Source organism: Streptomyces sp. NPDC050528, assembly GCF_044457795.1.
Taxonomy (GTDB): Bacteria; Actinomycetota; Actinomycetes; order Streptomycetales; family Streptomycetaceae; genus Streptomyces.
This window is the reverse complement of the sequence record NZ_JBITHH010000007.1, coordinates 582,598-596,320: the sequence shown is the minus strand read 5'-3', so window position 1 is coordinate 596,320 and position 13,723 is coordinate 582,598. Positions and strand designations below refer to the sequence as shown.

12 protein-coding genes are annotated in these 13,723 nt (G+C 70.1%); 5 read left to right on the top strand and 7 right to left on the bottom strand.

Annotated elements, in window-relative coordinates; genetic code table 11:
* Positions 1-34: 34 nt before the first annotated feature.
* Positions 35-892 (bottom strand): molybdate ABC transporter permease subunit, encoded by an 858-nt coding sequence (gene modB / locus ACIBK4_RS26620; RefSeq protein ID WP_398998225.1) that lies wholly within the window; start codon positions 890-892, stop codon positions 35-37.
* A complete protein-coding gene (gene modA / locus ACIBK4_RS26615) occupies positions 889-1,710 on the bottom strand; it encodes a molybdate ABC transporter substrate-binding protein (RefSeq protein ID WP_398998223.1) in 822 nt (273 codons plus the stop codon). The genes modB and modA overlap by 4 nt, the downstream gene beginning before the upstream one ends.
* 219 nt (positions 1,711-1,929) lie before the next feature.
* On the opposite strand from modA, the gene ACIBK4_RS26610 reads away from it, so the two are divergent.
* Complete coding sequence (locus tag ACIBK4_RS26610; RefSeq protein WP_398998221.1) at positions 1,930-2,418, top strand: molybdopterin-dependent oxidoreductase; 489 nt, start codon at positions 1,930-1,932, stop codon at positions 2,416-2,418.
* Here ACIBK4_RS26610 and ACIBK4_RS26605 read toward each other — a convergent pair.
* The gene (locus tag ACIBK4_RS26605; protein ID WP_398998219.1) at positions 2,333-5,074 is read right to left on the bottom strand and encodes a molybdopterin-dependent oxidoreductase; all 2,742 of its coding nucleotides are present in this window, start codon (positions 5,072-5,074) and stop codon (positions 2,333-2,335) included. The genes ACIBK4_RS26610 and ACIBK4_RS26605 overlap by 86 nt on opposite strands.
* Positions 5,071-5,892, bottom strand: coding sequence for an FAD binding domain-containing protein (locus ACIBK4_RS26600; protein ID WP_398998217.1), 822 nt, complete (start codon positions 5,890-5,892; stop codon positions 5,071-5,073). Before ACIBK4_RS26600 ends, ACIBK4_RS26605 begins: the two co-directional genes overlap by 4 nt.
* Positions 5,893-6,072: 180 nt before the next feature.
* Between ACIBK4_RS26600 and ACIBK4_RS26595 the strand changes: the two genes are divergently transcribed.
* The 3 genes from ACIBK4_RS26595 to ACIBK4_RS26585 all read left to right on the top strand — a co-directional run bounded on the left by ACIBK4_RS26595 (position 6,073) and on the right by ACIBK4_RS26585 (position 9,857).
* Positions 6,073-7,575, top strand: a complete 1,503-nt coding sequence (locus ACIBK4_RS26595; protein WP_398998215.1) for a helix-turn-helix domain-containing protein — start codon at positions 6,073-6,075, stop codon at positions 7,573-7,575.
* A gap of 71 nt (positions 7,576-7,646) precedes the next feature.
* Complete coding sequence (locus tag ACIBK4_RS26590; RefSeq protein WP_398998213.1) at positions 7,647-8,582, top strand: LysR substrate-binding domain-containing protein; 936 nt, start codon at positions 7,647-7,649, stop codon at positions 8,580-8,582.
* Between the two features lie 114 nt (positions 8,583-8,696).
* Positions 8,697-9,857, top strand: coding sequence for an NAD-dependent formate dehydrogenase (locus ACIBK4_RS26585; RefSeq protein WP_366435415.1), 1,161 nt, complete (start codon positions 8,697-8,699; stop codon positions 9,855-9,857).
* Between the two features lie 30 nt (positions 9,858-9,887).
* Here ACIBK4_RS26585 and ACIBK4_RS26580 read toward each other — a convergent pair whose 3' ends face one another.
* Complete coding sequence (locus ACIBK4_RS26580) at positions 9,888-10,283, bottom strand: helix-turn-helix transcriptional regulator (protein ID WP_318015057.1); 396 nt, start codon at positions 10,281-10,283, stop codon at positions 9,888-9,890.
* A gap of 98 nt (positions 10,284-10,381) precedes the next feature.
* Between ACIBK4_RS26580 and ACIBK4_RS26575 the strand changes: the two genes are divergently transcribed.
* A complete protein-coding gene (locus ACIBK4_RS26575) occupies positions 10,382-10,972 on the top strand; it encodes a DUF1707 domain-containing protein (protein ID WP_398998210.1) in 591 nt (196 codons plus the stop codon).
* Here ACIBK4_RS26575 and ACIBK4_RS26570 read toward each other — a convergent pair.
* Together ACIBK4_RS26570 and ACIBK4_RS26565 are read right to left on the bottom strand one after the other, a co-directional pair.
* Complete coding sequence (locus tag ACIBK4_RS26570) at positions 10,950-11,471, bottom strand: hypothetical protein (protein ID WP_398998208.1); 522 nt, start codon at positions 11,469-11,471, stop codon at positions 10,950-10,952. The genes ACIBK4_RS26575 and ACIBK4_RS26570 overlap by 23 nt on opposite strands.
* A 153-nt stretch (positions 11,472-11,624) precedes the next feature.
* Complete coding sequence (locus ACIBK4_RS26565; protein WP_398998206.1) at positions 11,625-13,580, bottom strand: amino acid transporter; 1,956 nt, start codon at positions 13,578-13,580, stop codon at positions 11,625-11,627.
* Between the last annotated feature and the right edge of the window lie 143 nt (positions 13,581-13,723).

The following is a 13,723-nucleotide window of genomic DNA, read 5'->3' as shown; positions in this document are numbered from 1 at the left end:
GGGGCTGATGTGCGGGCGGTCGTACGGGAGTTGGTCATGACGTGGTCATCCAGCGGTCCCGTAGGCCTGCCAGGACCGCGATCGAGACGGCGAGGAGGACCAGGCTCAGGGCGATGGCCGCCTCGGGGTCGTTCTGGAGGGCCAAGTAGACCGCGAGCGGCATGGTTTGGGTGCGGCCCGGGAAGTTGCCGGCGAAAGTGATCGTCGCGCCGAACTCGCCCAGTGCGCGGGCCCAGGCCAGGACCGAGCCCGCCGCGATGCCCGGGGCGATCAGGGGGAGCGTGACCCGGCGGAACGCCGTGAAGCGGGAGGCGCCGAGAGTTTGGGCCGCCTCCTCGTAGCGGGGGTCCGCGGCGCGCAGGGTGCCCTCCACGCTGATGACCAGGAACGGCATCGCCACGAACGCCTCAGCCACCACCACGCCCGTCGTCGTGAAGGGGAGGGTGATGCCGAACCAGGAGTCCAGCCATTGGCCTACGACGCCGTTGCGGCCGAGGGCCAGGAGCAAGGCCACGCCTCCTACCACCGGGGGCAGGACCAGGGGAAGTGTCACCAGGGCGCGGAGGAAGCCTCGGCCGGGGAACTCCGTGCGGGCCAGGACCCAGGCCAGTGGGACGCCCAGGACCAGGCTCACGATCGTCGCCGCCGTCGCACTGAACAGGGAGAGTTGGAGTGCTTGCCAGACCTCTGTGCTCGTCAGCTGGGACGGGAGGGAGCGCCACGGGGCTCGTACCAGCAAGGCGATCAGGGGGAGGAGCAGGAACGCCAGCCCTACCAGCGCGGGGACCAGGAGGGGGAGCGGCACCCCGCGCCCCGTCATCCGGACACGGCGACGCCGCGGACCGCCCTTGAGGGTTTCGGCCGCGGCGTCGGAGGTGTCTGGCTGGGTCACGGCTTGAGGAAGCCTGCCGCGGACAGCACCTTCTGGCCCTCTGCGGACTGCACCAGCGCGATGAACGCCTTGGCGGCGACGGCGTTGGGCGCGTTCTTGAGGAGGACGATCGGGTAGTCGTTGATGGCGTTGGCGGACTCGGGGAACTCCACGCCCTGGACCTTGCTGCCGGCGGCGTTCACATCGGTCTTGTAGACAACCGCCGCGTCGGCCTCCTTCAGCTCCACCTTCGTCAGAGCGCTCTTGACATCCGCCTCGTACGACACCGGGGTGAGCTTCAACTTGCTTGCCGTCAGCGCCTTTTGGGCCGCCGCACCGCACGGCACCGTCTTGTCGCAGAGCACGACCTTCAGGGAGGACTTCGTGAGGTCCTTCAGGGAGGTCACCTTGTCGGGGTTGCCCGGCAGGGTGGCGATCTCCAGCTGGTTGCGGACGAACGTGGCCGGTGTGCCGACCGCGTCCTTCTTGTCCGTCACGATCGCCATGGTCTTCGGGCTCGCGGCGGCGAACACGTCGGCCGGGGCGCCGCCGGTGATGCTCGCGGCGAGGGTGTCGCTGCCGCCGAAGTTGAAGGTGACCTTGGTGCCCGGGTGCGCCGACTCGAACTCCTTGCCCAGGGTCGTGAACGACTCCTGGAGCGAGGCGGCGGCGAACACGGTGACGGTGCCGGACATCTTCGGGGACGCGGACGCCGAGGAGTCGGACTTCGAGGAGGACGAGTCGTCGCTGGAGGAGCAGGCGCTCAGGGCCAGCAGCGCGGCGGCTCCCGCACCGGCCACCTGCAGGGTCCGGCGGGTCCGACGCGCGGAACGGGTCATCACGGTTCTACTCCTCTGGTCTCTTCATGAAAGGGGCTCATGAAAGGGGTTGTCGCGCCCTGGGACGACCGCAACGGCCGTGCCGCGATGATACTGCCGCATTTGCAAGGCATAAGTCTCCTGTCGCATCGCATGAGCTGCACTATTCGCTTGCGGTCCGCGCATGTGCGTTTGTACGGGAGTGCCGTCCGGGTACCACATTCCGGGAGGTGATGGCTCGTGACGCTCGCGCAGCTCGACCTGACCGGGGACCTGGCCCGCCCCGCCCGGCTGACCGTGCCCGACCTGTTCGACTGGCCGCTGCACCGGGTGCGGGTCAGCTTCGAGTGCGCCACCAGCGGCACCCAGGTGCACCGCTTCGCCGGCCCTCGTCTCTACGACGTCCTGTCTTCGGCCGGTCCCGGCTTCGACCCCGTCCGCCGCAAGGACCGGCTGCGTTTCCTCATCGCGGTCAGCGGTGCGGACGGGCACCACGCGCTGCTGTCCTGGGCCGAGATCGACCCCGACTTCGCTCATGCCCCTGTTCTGCTCGCTGTCAGCATCGACGACACCCCGCTCGACCGTGCCGGTCCGCAACTGGTGCTTCCGCAGGACCGTTGCGGGGCCCGGCACATCAGCGGGATCAGGGCGATACGCGTGGACGGGGGGTATGCGGCGAGTCGGCCAGTGCCCGCCACACCCGGTCTCGGGTCAGCGGAAGTTCGGTGAAGCGGACGCCCGTCGCATCCCGCAGCGCGTTGGCGAAGGCGGGCGCGACCGGGTTGAAGGGGCTCTCGCTCATCGACTTGGCGCCCAACGGCCCGATGGCGTCCGCCGTTTCCATGAAATGGACCTCGGTGCGCGGCACGTCCGCGTACTGCGGGAGCCGGTAGCGGCGGAAGGCCGCTGTTTCCACCGCGCCCCGCTCGTCGATACGGACGTTCTCGAAGAGCGTCGCGCCGAGCGCCTGGGCGACCCCGCCCTCGACCTGTCCCCGGCACTGCATCGGGTTCATCACCTTGCCCGCGTCGGCCGCGTGCACGCTGCGCAGGATGCGGATCTCGCCCGTGTCCGGGTCCACGGCGACCCGGAACCACTGCGCGTTGAAGGCGACCGAGCGGGGCGTCCCGCCGAAGTGTCCGTCGGCGGTGAACTCCACCCCGACCGCCGCACCCGCCGCGTGCAGCTCCTTCAGGGTGAGACGGCCGCCCGGGTGCAATACGGCTTCCTCGGCCAACGTGCACTCGGTGCGCGGGAGTTGGAGGTGGACGGCGGCGAAGTCCAGCAGCTGGTCGGCGAGGGCGCGGGAGGCGCGGAGGGTGGCCTTGCCCGCCACGACTGTGCCCGTGGAGGCGAAGGCGCCCGTGTCGTGCCGTACGACATCCGTGTCGGACTGGCGGATGGTGATGCGGTCGACGGTGGTGGCGAGTTCGCCGGCCGCTATCTGGCGGTGGACCGTGGTGGTTCCGTTGCCGAACTCGGCTGTGCCTACGGCGAGATCGAAGCCGCCGTCGGGCAGGAGGCTCGCCTTCGCGTCGGCGATGTGGCCGCCGGGCGGGCCGGTCGCGATCATCGCCAACGCCGTGCCCTCGCCCACCAGCCAGCCGTCCGGGGGGAGTTGGGTCACCGGCTCCGCCTGCGCTCGGCGGACGATGGCGAGGCACTGGTCGAGGCCGTAGCTCGCGATGTGCAGGTCCTCCTCCTCGCCGCCGGGGGAGAGCATCGGCTCGCCGGGGCCGATGATGTTCTTCGCCTTGAACTCCAAGGGGTCCAGGTTGAGTTGCCGGGCGAGTTCGTCGAGGGCCGACTCCACGGCGAACATCACCTGGCCGAGGCCGTAGCCCCGGAAGGCGCCCGCCGGGACGGTGTGCGTGTAGACGGAGAAGGCGTCGACCTTCTTGTGCGGGGCGCGGTAGACGGCCATCGACTCGCCGACGCTGTGGAAGATGACGGCGGGGCCGTGGTTGCCGTAGGCGCCGGTGTAGGAGACAACTCGTAGTTGGAGTGCGGTGAGTTGGCCGTCTCGGTGGGCGCCCGCCTTCACGTTGATCGTGAAGGGGTGGCGAGTCGTCGCGCCGTAGAACTGTTCCGCGCGGGTGTACTCCAGTTTCACCGGGCGGCGCAGGCGCAGGACTGCCAGGGCGACGATGTCCTCGACGAGCATCTCCTGCTTGCCGCCGAAGCCGCCGCCGACCCGGCCGGCGACGACCCGGACCTGTTCCTCGGGGAGGTCGTAGAGCGCGCAGAGGGCGCGGCGGGTGAGGAACGGGGTCTGTGAACTGGTGCGTACCGTCAGCCTGTTGTCCTCGTCGAACCATGCCACAGCGCCGTGGGTCTCCAGGCTCGCGTGCTGGACGCGCTGGGTGCGGTACGTGTCCTCGTAGATCGCGTCGGCCTCCGCGAAGCCCGTCTCCACGCTGCCGATCTCGCCGTGTGCCTCGCCCACGACGTTGCTCTGCGGGCGTGAAATGCGGGCCGTCGCAGCGTCTTTGTCGTGGACGACCGGGGCGCCGGGGCGCATCGCCTCCTCCGGGTCGAGGACCGACGGGAGGATCTTGTACGTCATCTCGATGCGTCGGCAGCCCTCCTCGGCGGCCGCCTCGCTGTCGGCGACGACGGCGGCTACGCGTTGGCCGATGTAGCGGACCGTGTCGTCGAGGACGCGGGTGTCGTCCGGGTCCTCGGTGGGGTGTTCGTGGCGGGCCGTGGAGAAGTGGCGTTCCGGGGCGTCGTAGTGGGTGAACACTGCTTGTACGCCCGGGACTTGGAGGGCCGCCGTAGTGTCGATCGCGGTGATACGGGCGTGGGCGTGCGGGGAGCGGAGGAGCTTCATGTGGAGCAGGCCCGGCACGTCGATGTCGAAGGTGTAGCGGGCCGTGCCCGTCACCACCTGGGGGCCTGCCGGGGCGGGGAGGTTGCGGCCCACTGCCTCGCCCGCGCCCGGTGCCTCGGCGTGGCAGACGCCTCGTACCGCGTCCTCGATGGCGCGGTAGCCGGTGCAGCGGCAGAGGTTGCCCTTGAACGCCCTGGGGAGGTCGGTGAGTTGGTCCTCGTTCAGGGCGGCTGTCGTCATCAGGAAGCCGGCTGTGCAGAAGCCGCACTGGAAGCCCTGCGCGTCCAGGAACTTCCTTTGGACCGGGTGGAGTTCACCGTCCTCGGCGGCCAACCCCTCGACTGTCGTGACGGATCGGCCGTCGGCGCGGAAGGCCGGGTAGAGGCAGCTGTGCACCGGTTCGCCGTCCACGTGGACCGTGCAGGCGCCGCAGTCGCCCGCGTCGCAGCCCTTCTTCACGCCGAACCAGCCGCGCTCGCGGAGGTACGTGCGCAGACACTGACCCGGGCGGGGTTCCTCGGCGAAGGACCGGCCGTTGACCTCGATCTTCATGCTGCCGTCTCTCCCAGCTCCCGGCGGATCTCCTCCGCGTAGTGGAACGTCATGTGCGCCCGCCATTCCGGCAGCCCGTGGATGTCGTCGAACCAGTCGTCGTCCGCTACGGCGGAGGCGATCGCCGTGCGGAGTTCCTCGGCCGTCGGTGGGAGCGGGAACCACAGGCGGAACGGACGGACCGTCGACGCCGTGATCCCCAGCGCGAGTGAGCCGTCCAGTGGGTCCAGGGTGCCGATGACCAGGACTCCGGAGCGGCCGAGGCCGTAGAGGGAAGCCTGGCGGAACGCCGTACGGGAGGTGAGTGCGCGGGTCGGGACCGTGATCGAGCGGAGGAGTTCGCCGTCGGCCAGGTCTTTGCGGCCTGCGCCGGTCACGAAGTCGGCGATGCGGATTCGGCGTCGTACGCCGTCCTGGGACAGGAGGAGGCACTCGGCGTCCAGGGCGGCCGTCAGGGAGATCATCGGGCCCGCGGGGAGGGCGTTGCAGAGGTTGCCGCCGACCGTCGCCATGTTCCAGATCTTGAAGGAGGCGAGGAAGGCGCGGCAGCACTGCTCGAAGAGTGGGGCCGCGGGCGTCGTCAACTCCTTCGTGAAACGGGAGAGTTGGGCGATCGTGCAGGTCGCGGCGATCTCCAGGGAACCGTCCGGGTGGTGCTCGACGGGGGTCCAGCCGGTGCGGCTCAGGTCCACCAGGCGGCGCAGGTGCGGTTGCGGCTCGGAGAAGAGATACGTGCCGCCGCCGAGCCAGGCGTCGCCCGGCCGCCAGGGTGTCGGCTGCCGGGCGTCGAGGATCTCGGCCACCGCGTTCAGGTCCATGACCGCCAGTGAAGCAACGCGGAGCCGGTCGGGACGACTGGTTCACAGCACGGAAACGCCGATGTTCCCGGGCCTGATCCTGGAGGATCAACCAAGAGGCGTTTCGGGCGATTGGTCTTGCACTTACCATGCAATCACTCGCATTCACCTGGCGAATGCGAGATACGAGGAGCCGGAACCATGCACGTCGAACACCTTCTTCAGGACGAGTCACTCGGCCTGCGCCTGCTGTGGGCCGAGGACGCCCAGCTGGCCCGGGAGATCAGCGGAGTGACCGTGACCGACCTGGAGGACCCCGCGCGTTTTGTGCGGCGGGACGAGGTCGTGCTGAGCGGGCTCGTGTGGTGGTCGGCCGAGGACGGGCCCGCGCGGGCCGAGCGGTTCGTGTCCGCGCTGCGTGGTGCGGGGGCCGCCGCGCTGCTCGCCGGGGAGGAGACGCACGGCTCGGTGCCGGACGATCTCGTCGAGGCGTGTGTGCGGCACGGGGTGCCGGTGGCCGCCGTGCCGGCGCACATCATGTTCCGCGCGATCACCGACACGGTGTACCTCGGGCGGTGGGGCGAGTTGAGCCGTCGGCACCCGCTGCCGGAGAACGTGCGGGGGCGGCTGAGCCGGATGGCCGCGCAGGGGGCGGGGCCGGAAGCCATCGTCGCGACCGCTTTCGCTCACCTCGAACGGGCCGTCGCGTATGTCCTCACGCCCTCCGGGCGGATGGTCGCGGCGACGCCGGTGGCCTCCGCGATACCGGTGGAGAAGGCGGCCGGGCTGCTGGGGGAGGCCGTGCCCGTGGATGCCGACGGGGTCTCGCCGTACGAGCGTTGGCACCTCTACCTTCCCGACCCCGACGACGCGCCGCCGCGCATGGTGCACGAGTTGGCCTCCGTTCTCGGGCGTTGTCAGGAGGCGCGGGTGCGGGCGCGGGCCGAAGAGCGGCAGACGGCCGATGAGTTGGGGGCGTTGCTCGCTGTGCCGGGTGTCGATGGTGCGGCTGTGGTGGCTGCGCTACGGGCCTGTGGGTTGCCGGACGACGGGCCGTACCGGGTGCTTGTCGCGGAGACCGGGGCGCGGCGGGCGGGGCTGGGGGAGGGGGCGTTGGCGGAGGTCGTCGCGCATGCGGTGCCGGGCGGTACGGCGGTCGCGGGTGCTGTGGGGAGGTTGCCGGACGGGGTCGCGTTCGCGGTTGTGGCCGGAGGCGCCGAGGCCGACGCGCTGCACGAGGTGTGGCCGCTCGTCGCCGGGGCCGAACCGGCCGTGCCGCTCTACGGCGGGACCGGCGCACCCGTCGACACCGCTCAGGCGCTCAACGGGGCGTTGGCGGAGGCGCGTTACGCGCTCGCCTCGGCGCGGAGCACCGCTGCTGCGGGTGGCTCCGTGCTCACCGATGCCGCGACGCTCACGGGACTCGACGCGCTGCTCACCGGTGTTCCGGCCGAGGTCCGTACCGCCTACAGCCGGACCGTGCTGGGTGAACTGCGGTCCAACGCCGTGCTGTTGGAGACCCTGGAGACCTTCCTCGCCTGTGACGGTTCCTGGGCGCGGACGGCGGAGGCGCTGCATCTGCACGTCAACTCCGTGCACTACCGCATCGGGCGCATCGAGCACTTCACCGGCCGTGACCTCTCCCGCCTCTACGACCGCCTCGACCTGTGGGCGGCCCTGTTGTGCCGGACGGACAGCGCCTAACCTGCACGTTCAGTGGTCCAACATGCCAGGTTCCGCCATGCCAGGTTCCACCATTCCAGGGGAGGTCGGGCGTGCTGCTGCGTCAGCTGGAGTACCTGGTCGCGCTCGCCCGTGAGCGGCACTTCGCGCGCGCCGCGGCGGCCTGCTACGTCTCGCAGCCCTCGCTGTCGGCGGCGATCCGGCGCCTGGAGCACGAGTTGGACGTGCCGATCGTGCGACGCGGCAGACGGTACGAGGGGCTGACCCCGGAGGGTGAGGTGGTGCTGGCCTGGGCGCACCGCATCCTGGCCGAACGGGACGCGCTGCACCAGGAGTTGTCCGCGTTGCGGGGTGGACTGACCGGCACGCTGCGGCTCGGTGTGGTGCCGACCGCGCTGCCCGCCGCCTCCCTCCTCACCACCCCGTTCTGCGTACGGCATCCCCGGGCCAAGGTCGCCCTGGAGTCGCTGTCGTCCGTCGGCATCACGCAGGGGCTCGCCGAGTTCGAGCTGGACGCGGCGATGACGTACCTGGACGACGACACCCTGCGCAACGTCCGCCGCCTCCCGCTCTACGAGGAGCGGTATGTCCTCCTCACGCCCGTCGACGGGCCACTTGCCGGTGTCTCCAAGGCCAGTTGGGCCCAGGCGGCGACCCTTCCCCTCTGCCTGCTCAACTCGCGGATGCGCAACCGCCGGATCATCGACGAGTGCTTCGCCGCCGAGGGCGCGACGGCCTCCCCGGCGATCGAGTCGGACAGCGTCGCCGGGCTCTACACCCTGTTGCCCGGGGGCCGTTGGTCGAGCGTGATCTCGCATGCGTGGCTGCACATGTTCGACGTACCGGAGGGGATGAGGGTCGTACCGCTGAAGGGGCCGGCGCACGGTCCCCGGGTCGGACTGGTCGTCGCCCGCAGTGAGCCCCAATCGGTGCTGGCGGAGGCGCTGTTGAAGGTGGCCAGGGAGGCGGGCGTACGGGACGCGCTCGACGAACTGCTGCACACCTACCTGGGCGGCGACGGACGCTGACAGTCGCTCATAGCCGCGGGCTATCCGGACATAGCAACGTTCGCTTTGACCAGGGCGATCGACCCCGAGGATCGTGAAGTTCACCTTCCGACAACGGAGTTGAGGAGCCGCGACATGGCCAAGGTTCTCTGTGTCCTGTACGACGACCCCACCGACGGTTACCCGACCTCGTACGCCCGCGACGACCTGCCGGTGATCGACCACTATCCGGGCGGCCAGACCACCCCCACCCCCGAGGCGGTCGACTTCACCCCGGGGCATCTCCTCGGCAGCGTTTCCGGTGAACTCGGCCTGCGCGCCTACCTGGAGGCGGCCGGGCACACCCTTGTCGTCACCTCTGACAAGGACGGCGAGGGCTCGGTCTTCGACCGGGAACTGGTCGACGCCGACATCGTGATCTCGCAGCCGTTCTGGCCCGCGTACCTCACCCCGGAGCGCATCGCCGCCGCCAAGAACCTCAAGCTCGCGGTCACCGCCGGCATCGGCTCCGACCACGTCGACCTCGACTCGGCGATCTCGCACGGCGTGACGGTCGCCGAAGTGACGTACTGCAACAGCATCAGCGTCGCCGAGCACGTCGTGATGATGACGCTGTCCCTCGTGCGCAACTACCTGCCGTCCCACCAGGTCGTGCTCGACGGCGGCTGGAACATCGCGGACTGCGTGGCCCGTTCGTACGACCTCGAAGGCATGCACGTCGGGACGGTCGCCGCCGGGCGGATCGGGCTCGCGGTGCTGCGGCGGCTCGCGCCCTTCGACGTCAAGCTGCACTACACCGACCGGCACCGGCTTCCCGAGGACGTGGAACGGGAGTTGGGGCTCACTTGGCACGAGAGCGCCGAGGACATGGTCCCGCACTGCGACGTCGTGACCATCAACGCGCCGCTGCACCCGGAGACCGAGGGGCTGTTCGGGGACAAGCTGCTCGCGCAGATGAAGCGCGGGGCGTATCTCATCAACACCGCGCGGGCGAAGATCGTGGACCGGGATGCCGTCGAACGGGCCCTGCGCAGTGGGCAGTTGGCGGGGTACGCCGGTGACGTGTGGTTCCCGCAGCCCGCTCCGGCGGACCACCCGTGGCGCACCATGCCGCACCACGGGATGACCCCGCACATCTCCGGTTCGTCGCTGTCGGCGCAGGCCCGGTACGCGGCGGGGACGCGGGAGATCCTGGAGGCGTTCTTCGCGGGGCGGCCGATCCGGGACGAGTATCTGATCGTGGACGGGGGCGCGTTGGCGGGGACCGGCGCGCACTCCTACTCGGTCAACAAGTGACGCGGTGACGGACGGAGGTCGCCGCCCGCCTCACACCCGGTCGATGTGCACGTTCGTCGACTTCACGCGGGCCGTGGCCTCCATGCCCACCTCCAGGCCGAGTTCCTCGACGGCCTCGCGGGTCAGCAGGGAGACGAGTCGGTGCGGGCCCGCCTGGATCTCGACCTGGGCGGCGACGTCGCCGAGCTTGATCGCGGTGACGATGCCGGGGAACGCGTTGCGCACCGAGGTGTAGGAGGGGTCCTCCTCGACACCGCCCGCCTTCGCCAACTCGACCGAGAACGCGGCGAGATCGACCCCGTCGATGAGGCGACGGCCGCCCTCGTCGCGGTGGGTCGTCACCCGGCCCGCGTCCGCCCACCGGCGCGCGGTGTCCGGGCTCACGCCGAGCAGCCGCGCCGCCTGGCCGATTGTGTAGGACTGCATAGGCGTCACCCTAGGGCCAGAAACGCGATGCGGTGGACGGGGGGTTGGCTCTGGGGTATAACGCGATATAGCGTCAGTCCGTCGATCGGGGTGAGGGTATGTCGGGTGAGCTGGTGAGCACGACCGGGTTGCGGGCCTCGCATGCGGACCGGGACCGCGTCGTGGAGGCGCTGACCGGGGCGGCGGGTGACGGCAGGCTGACCGCCGAGGAGCTCGACGAGCGCGTCGAGGCGGCGCTGACCGCCCGCACGATGGGGGAGTTGGCGGTGCTCACGGCCGACCTGCCGGTGGTGGCGGGCTCGATCCCAGTCGAGGTGAAGGATGTCGCCCGCATCGAGCAGAACGGCGGCTCTACGCGACGCGGTGACGGCTGGGTGGTGCCGCGCCGGCTGGAGATCCAGTCGCGCCTGGGCGATGTGACCCTCGACTTCACGCAGGCGGTGATCACCCAGCCCACGCTCCGCATCGACCTGGACATGCACCTCGGTGCGCTGCGGCTGGTGCTGCCGCCGGGCATCGCGGTCGACACCGAATCCCTGGTGCTCAACTACAGCAAGGTCAAGATGCGCGGGCCGGGTGATGTCGGGGCTCCGGTCGAGCTGCGGATCGAGGTCGCCGGGCAACTGGGCTTCGGCAAGGTCGTGATCCGCCGGACGCGGCGCGCGGTCAGGAAATCCCCGACGCCCTGAGGACCGACCGGGCGGTCTCGTCGTCGATCAGATGACCCAGGTGACGCCGGACATCGGTGCCCTGGCGCAGCGTGCCGCGCTCCATCGAACGCCGCATGCCCGTGTCCAGCTCGTGCCAGAGCAGGGGGTTGGCGACCAGGACACGGGGGTCCAGTTCGAGCCATTGTCCGTACGTGTCCCGGAGGACCAGGCGCGCGGAGACATCGCCGTACTGCCGTACGACGGTCAGCGCGTCCGTGTGCACCGTGCGTCGCAGGAGCGGGCTGTCCACGGTGAGCCAGCCGGGGCCCGCGGTGACGCGGTGCGGCAACAGGACGACGAAGAGCGTCGCCGACAGGGCGAACCACAGCAGCGCGCGGGTCAGGGTGAGGGTTCCGGCTTCCCCGTCGACCAGCAGGGTCAGGACGAGGAAGCCGAGCGCGCAGCCCGTCGCCAGCCGGGCGTCGCCACGCCAGTGGCGGTCGCCGGCCGGGTCCGGTGGGAGGGTGCTGTGCCGCATGACGCCGACGCTAGGCCGCGGACAGCGCGCCGCGGGGGCCGCTGACGGGGCTCTTACACACCGGGACCGGATTTTGTCGCGCCTCTTACGGTGAGGTCGGCTCGGGCGGTCCCGAACGGTCGCCGGTGTGCATCCCCGGGCGCGGTGTGCCGGTCAGCCGGTGTGCACGCGCGGCCGCCGAGCCCGGTCCGGCTCCGCCTCGCGCAGGACCTCTCGGGTGACCGGGGCGACCTCGCCCTGGCCGAAGAGGAAGAAGCGAAGGAAGTTGGCGAACGGATTGCCCTCGGTCCACTCGAAGTACATGTGCGGGATACGGCCCGTCGAGTCGCGGACGTGGAGCATCAGGGCGGCCAGGGCGTTCGGGATGGAGGACGACTCCAGGGTCAGGACGCGGTAGCGGCCGTGCAGGACCTCGCCGCGTACCGTCAGGCCCGCCTCGAACTCGGAGGCGTCCAGGACCGTCACCTCCACGAAGACGAAGTCCTCGCCGGGGATGTCGTTGTCGTTGCGGATCTGCTCGATCTTCTCCCGGTACTCGGCCTTGTCGCGCCGGTCGGGCTCGTTGGCGACGAAGCGGATCTTCCGGCTGGCCATGTCACGGATGAATCGTTCCGCCATGGGATCCAACTGCACGCTCGTCACCCGGAGTTCGAAGGCTCGGGCCAGCCGGGACAGCAGGGAGACCAGGATGATGCCGGCGATGAAGCAGGCGCCGATCTTCACACCGTCGGGGCGTTCGATGACGTTCACGACGGTGACGTAGAGGAGGACCGCGGAGACGATGCCGAAGACGACGGTCCAGTTGCGCTGCTGGGCGCGGCGGGCCGCGATGGTGACCGCGATCGCGGCCGAGGACATGAGGACGAGGACGCCGGTGGCGTAGGCGCCGCCCTGGGCGTCGACGCTGGCGTCGAAGATCCAGGTGACCAGGAACGCGATCAGGGTGAAGACGATCACCATCGGGCGGACCGCGCGGGCCCAGTGCGGGGCCATGCCGTAGCGGGGCAGGTAGCGCGGCATGAGGTTCAGGAGGCCGGCCATCGCGGAGGCGCCGGCGAACCACAGGATGGCGATGGTCGAGAGGTCGTAGACCGTGCCGAAGGCGTTGCCCAGGTACTCGTGCGCGAGATAGGCGAGCGCGCGGCCGTTGGCCTGGCCGCCCGCCTTGAACTCCTTCTCCGGGATCAGCACCGTCGTGATGAAGCTGGTCGCGATCAGGAACACGCTCATGATGAGCGCGGCCGTCGTCAGCAGCTTCTTCGTGTCGCGGATACGGCCCTTGGGGTTCTCGTGGGTGTCGTCCGGGTCGCCCTCGACGTGCGGCATGACGGCCACGCCGGTCTCGAAACCGGAGAGGCCGAGCGCGAGCTTGGGGAAGACCAGCAGGGAGACGCCGATCATCGCGAAGACGTTGCCGTGCTCGGTGGTCAGGGCGCTGCTCCAGTCGGTGACCACGTGCCCGTGGGTGACCACGTGCCACATGCCGACGATCACGACGACGACGTTGAGGCTGAGGTAGGCCGCGACCAGGTACACGGCGACGCCGATCGCCTCCAGGAAGCCCTTGAGGAACACCGCGCCGAGCAGGGCAACCAGGATCAGCGTGATCAGCATCTGCTTGTCGTGCAGCACGCTCGTCAGGTGCGGGTTCTCCACGAGGTGGGTGGAGGCGTCCGCCGCCGACAGGGTGATCGTGATGAGGAAGTCCGTCGCCGCGAACCCGAGCAGGGTCAGGACGAACAGCTTGCCCTTCCAGAACGACAGCAGGCGTTCCAGCATCGCGATGGAGCCCTCGCCGTGCGGGCTCTCCTCGGCGACGCGGCGGTACACGGGGAGGGCGCCGGCCAGGGTGACGATCACGAGCACGATCGTCGCGACGGGGGAGAGCAGGCCGGCGGCGAGGGCCGCGATGCCGGGCTGGTAGCCGAGGGTGGAGAAGTAGTCGACGCCAGTCAGGCACATCACCCGCCACCAGCGTTGGCCCTGGTGGACGTGCTGCTCCGGTTCCGGGGCGGCCTGTGTGGTGCGGTGGCCGCCCTTGCCCATGTCGGCCAGGCCCTCCAGCATCCAGGCGCGCATACGACTGGGAGGGTGTTCGGTGGTGGCCATCGGCGTGCTCCTGGAGTGCGGGTCAGCGTGTGGGCTTTGGCCATCACGCGGACGGCGGCACCAGCGTAAGCGGAGAGTGACGCGTGGGCCCATGGATGTTGGGGCGATGGGCGTCAATCTTGCGTTAAGACTGGACGGGTTGG

What these genes read in the sequence shown, in the direction of transcription:
- modA (WP_398998223.1), bottom strand. Translation starts at nt 1,710, where the DNA reads ATGACCCGTTCCGCGCGTCGGACCCGCCGGACCCTGCAGGTGGCCGGT.
- ACIBK4_RS26605 (WP_398998219.1), bottom strand. Translation starts at nt 5,074, where the DNA reads ATGAAGATCGAGGTCAACGGCCGGTCCTTCGCCGAGGAACCCCGCCCG.
- ACIBK4_RS26600 (WP_398998217.1), bottom strand. Translation starts at nt 5,892, where the DNA reads ATGGACCTGAACGCGGTGGCCGAGATCCTCGACGCCCGGCAGCCGACA.
- ACIBK4_RS26595 (WP_398998215.1), top strand. Translation starts at nt 6,073, where the DNA reads ATGCACGTCGAACACCTTCTTCAGGACGAGTCACTCGGCCTGCGCCTG.
- ACIBK4_RS26585 (WP_366435415.1), top strand. Translation starts at nt 8,697, where the DNA reads ATGGCCAAGGTTCTCTGTGTCCTGTACGACGACCCCACCGACGGTTAC.
- ACIBK4_RS26580 (WP_318015057.1), bottom strand. Translation starts at nt 10,283, where the DNA reads ATGCAGTCCTACACAATCGGCCAGGCGGCGCGGCTGCTCGGCGTGAGC.
- ACIBK4_RS26575 (WP_398998210.1), top strand. Translation starts at nt 10,382, where the DNA reads ATGTCGGGTGAGCTGGTGAGCACGACCGGGTTGCGGGCCTCGCATGCG.
- ACIBK4_RS26570 (WP_398998208.1), bottom strand. Translation starts at nt 11,471, where the DNA reads ATGCGGCACAGCACCCTCCCACCGGACCCGGCCGGCGACCGCCACTGG.
- ACIBK4_RS26565 (WP_398998206.1), bottom strand. Translation starts at nt 13,580, where the DNA reads ATGGCCACCACCGAACACCCTCCCAGTCGTATGCGCGCCTGGATGCTG.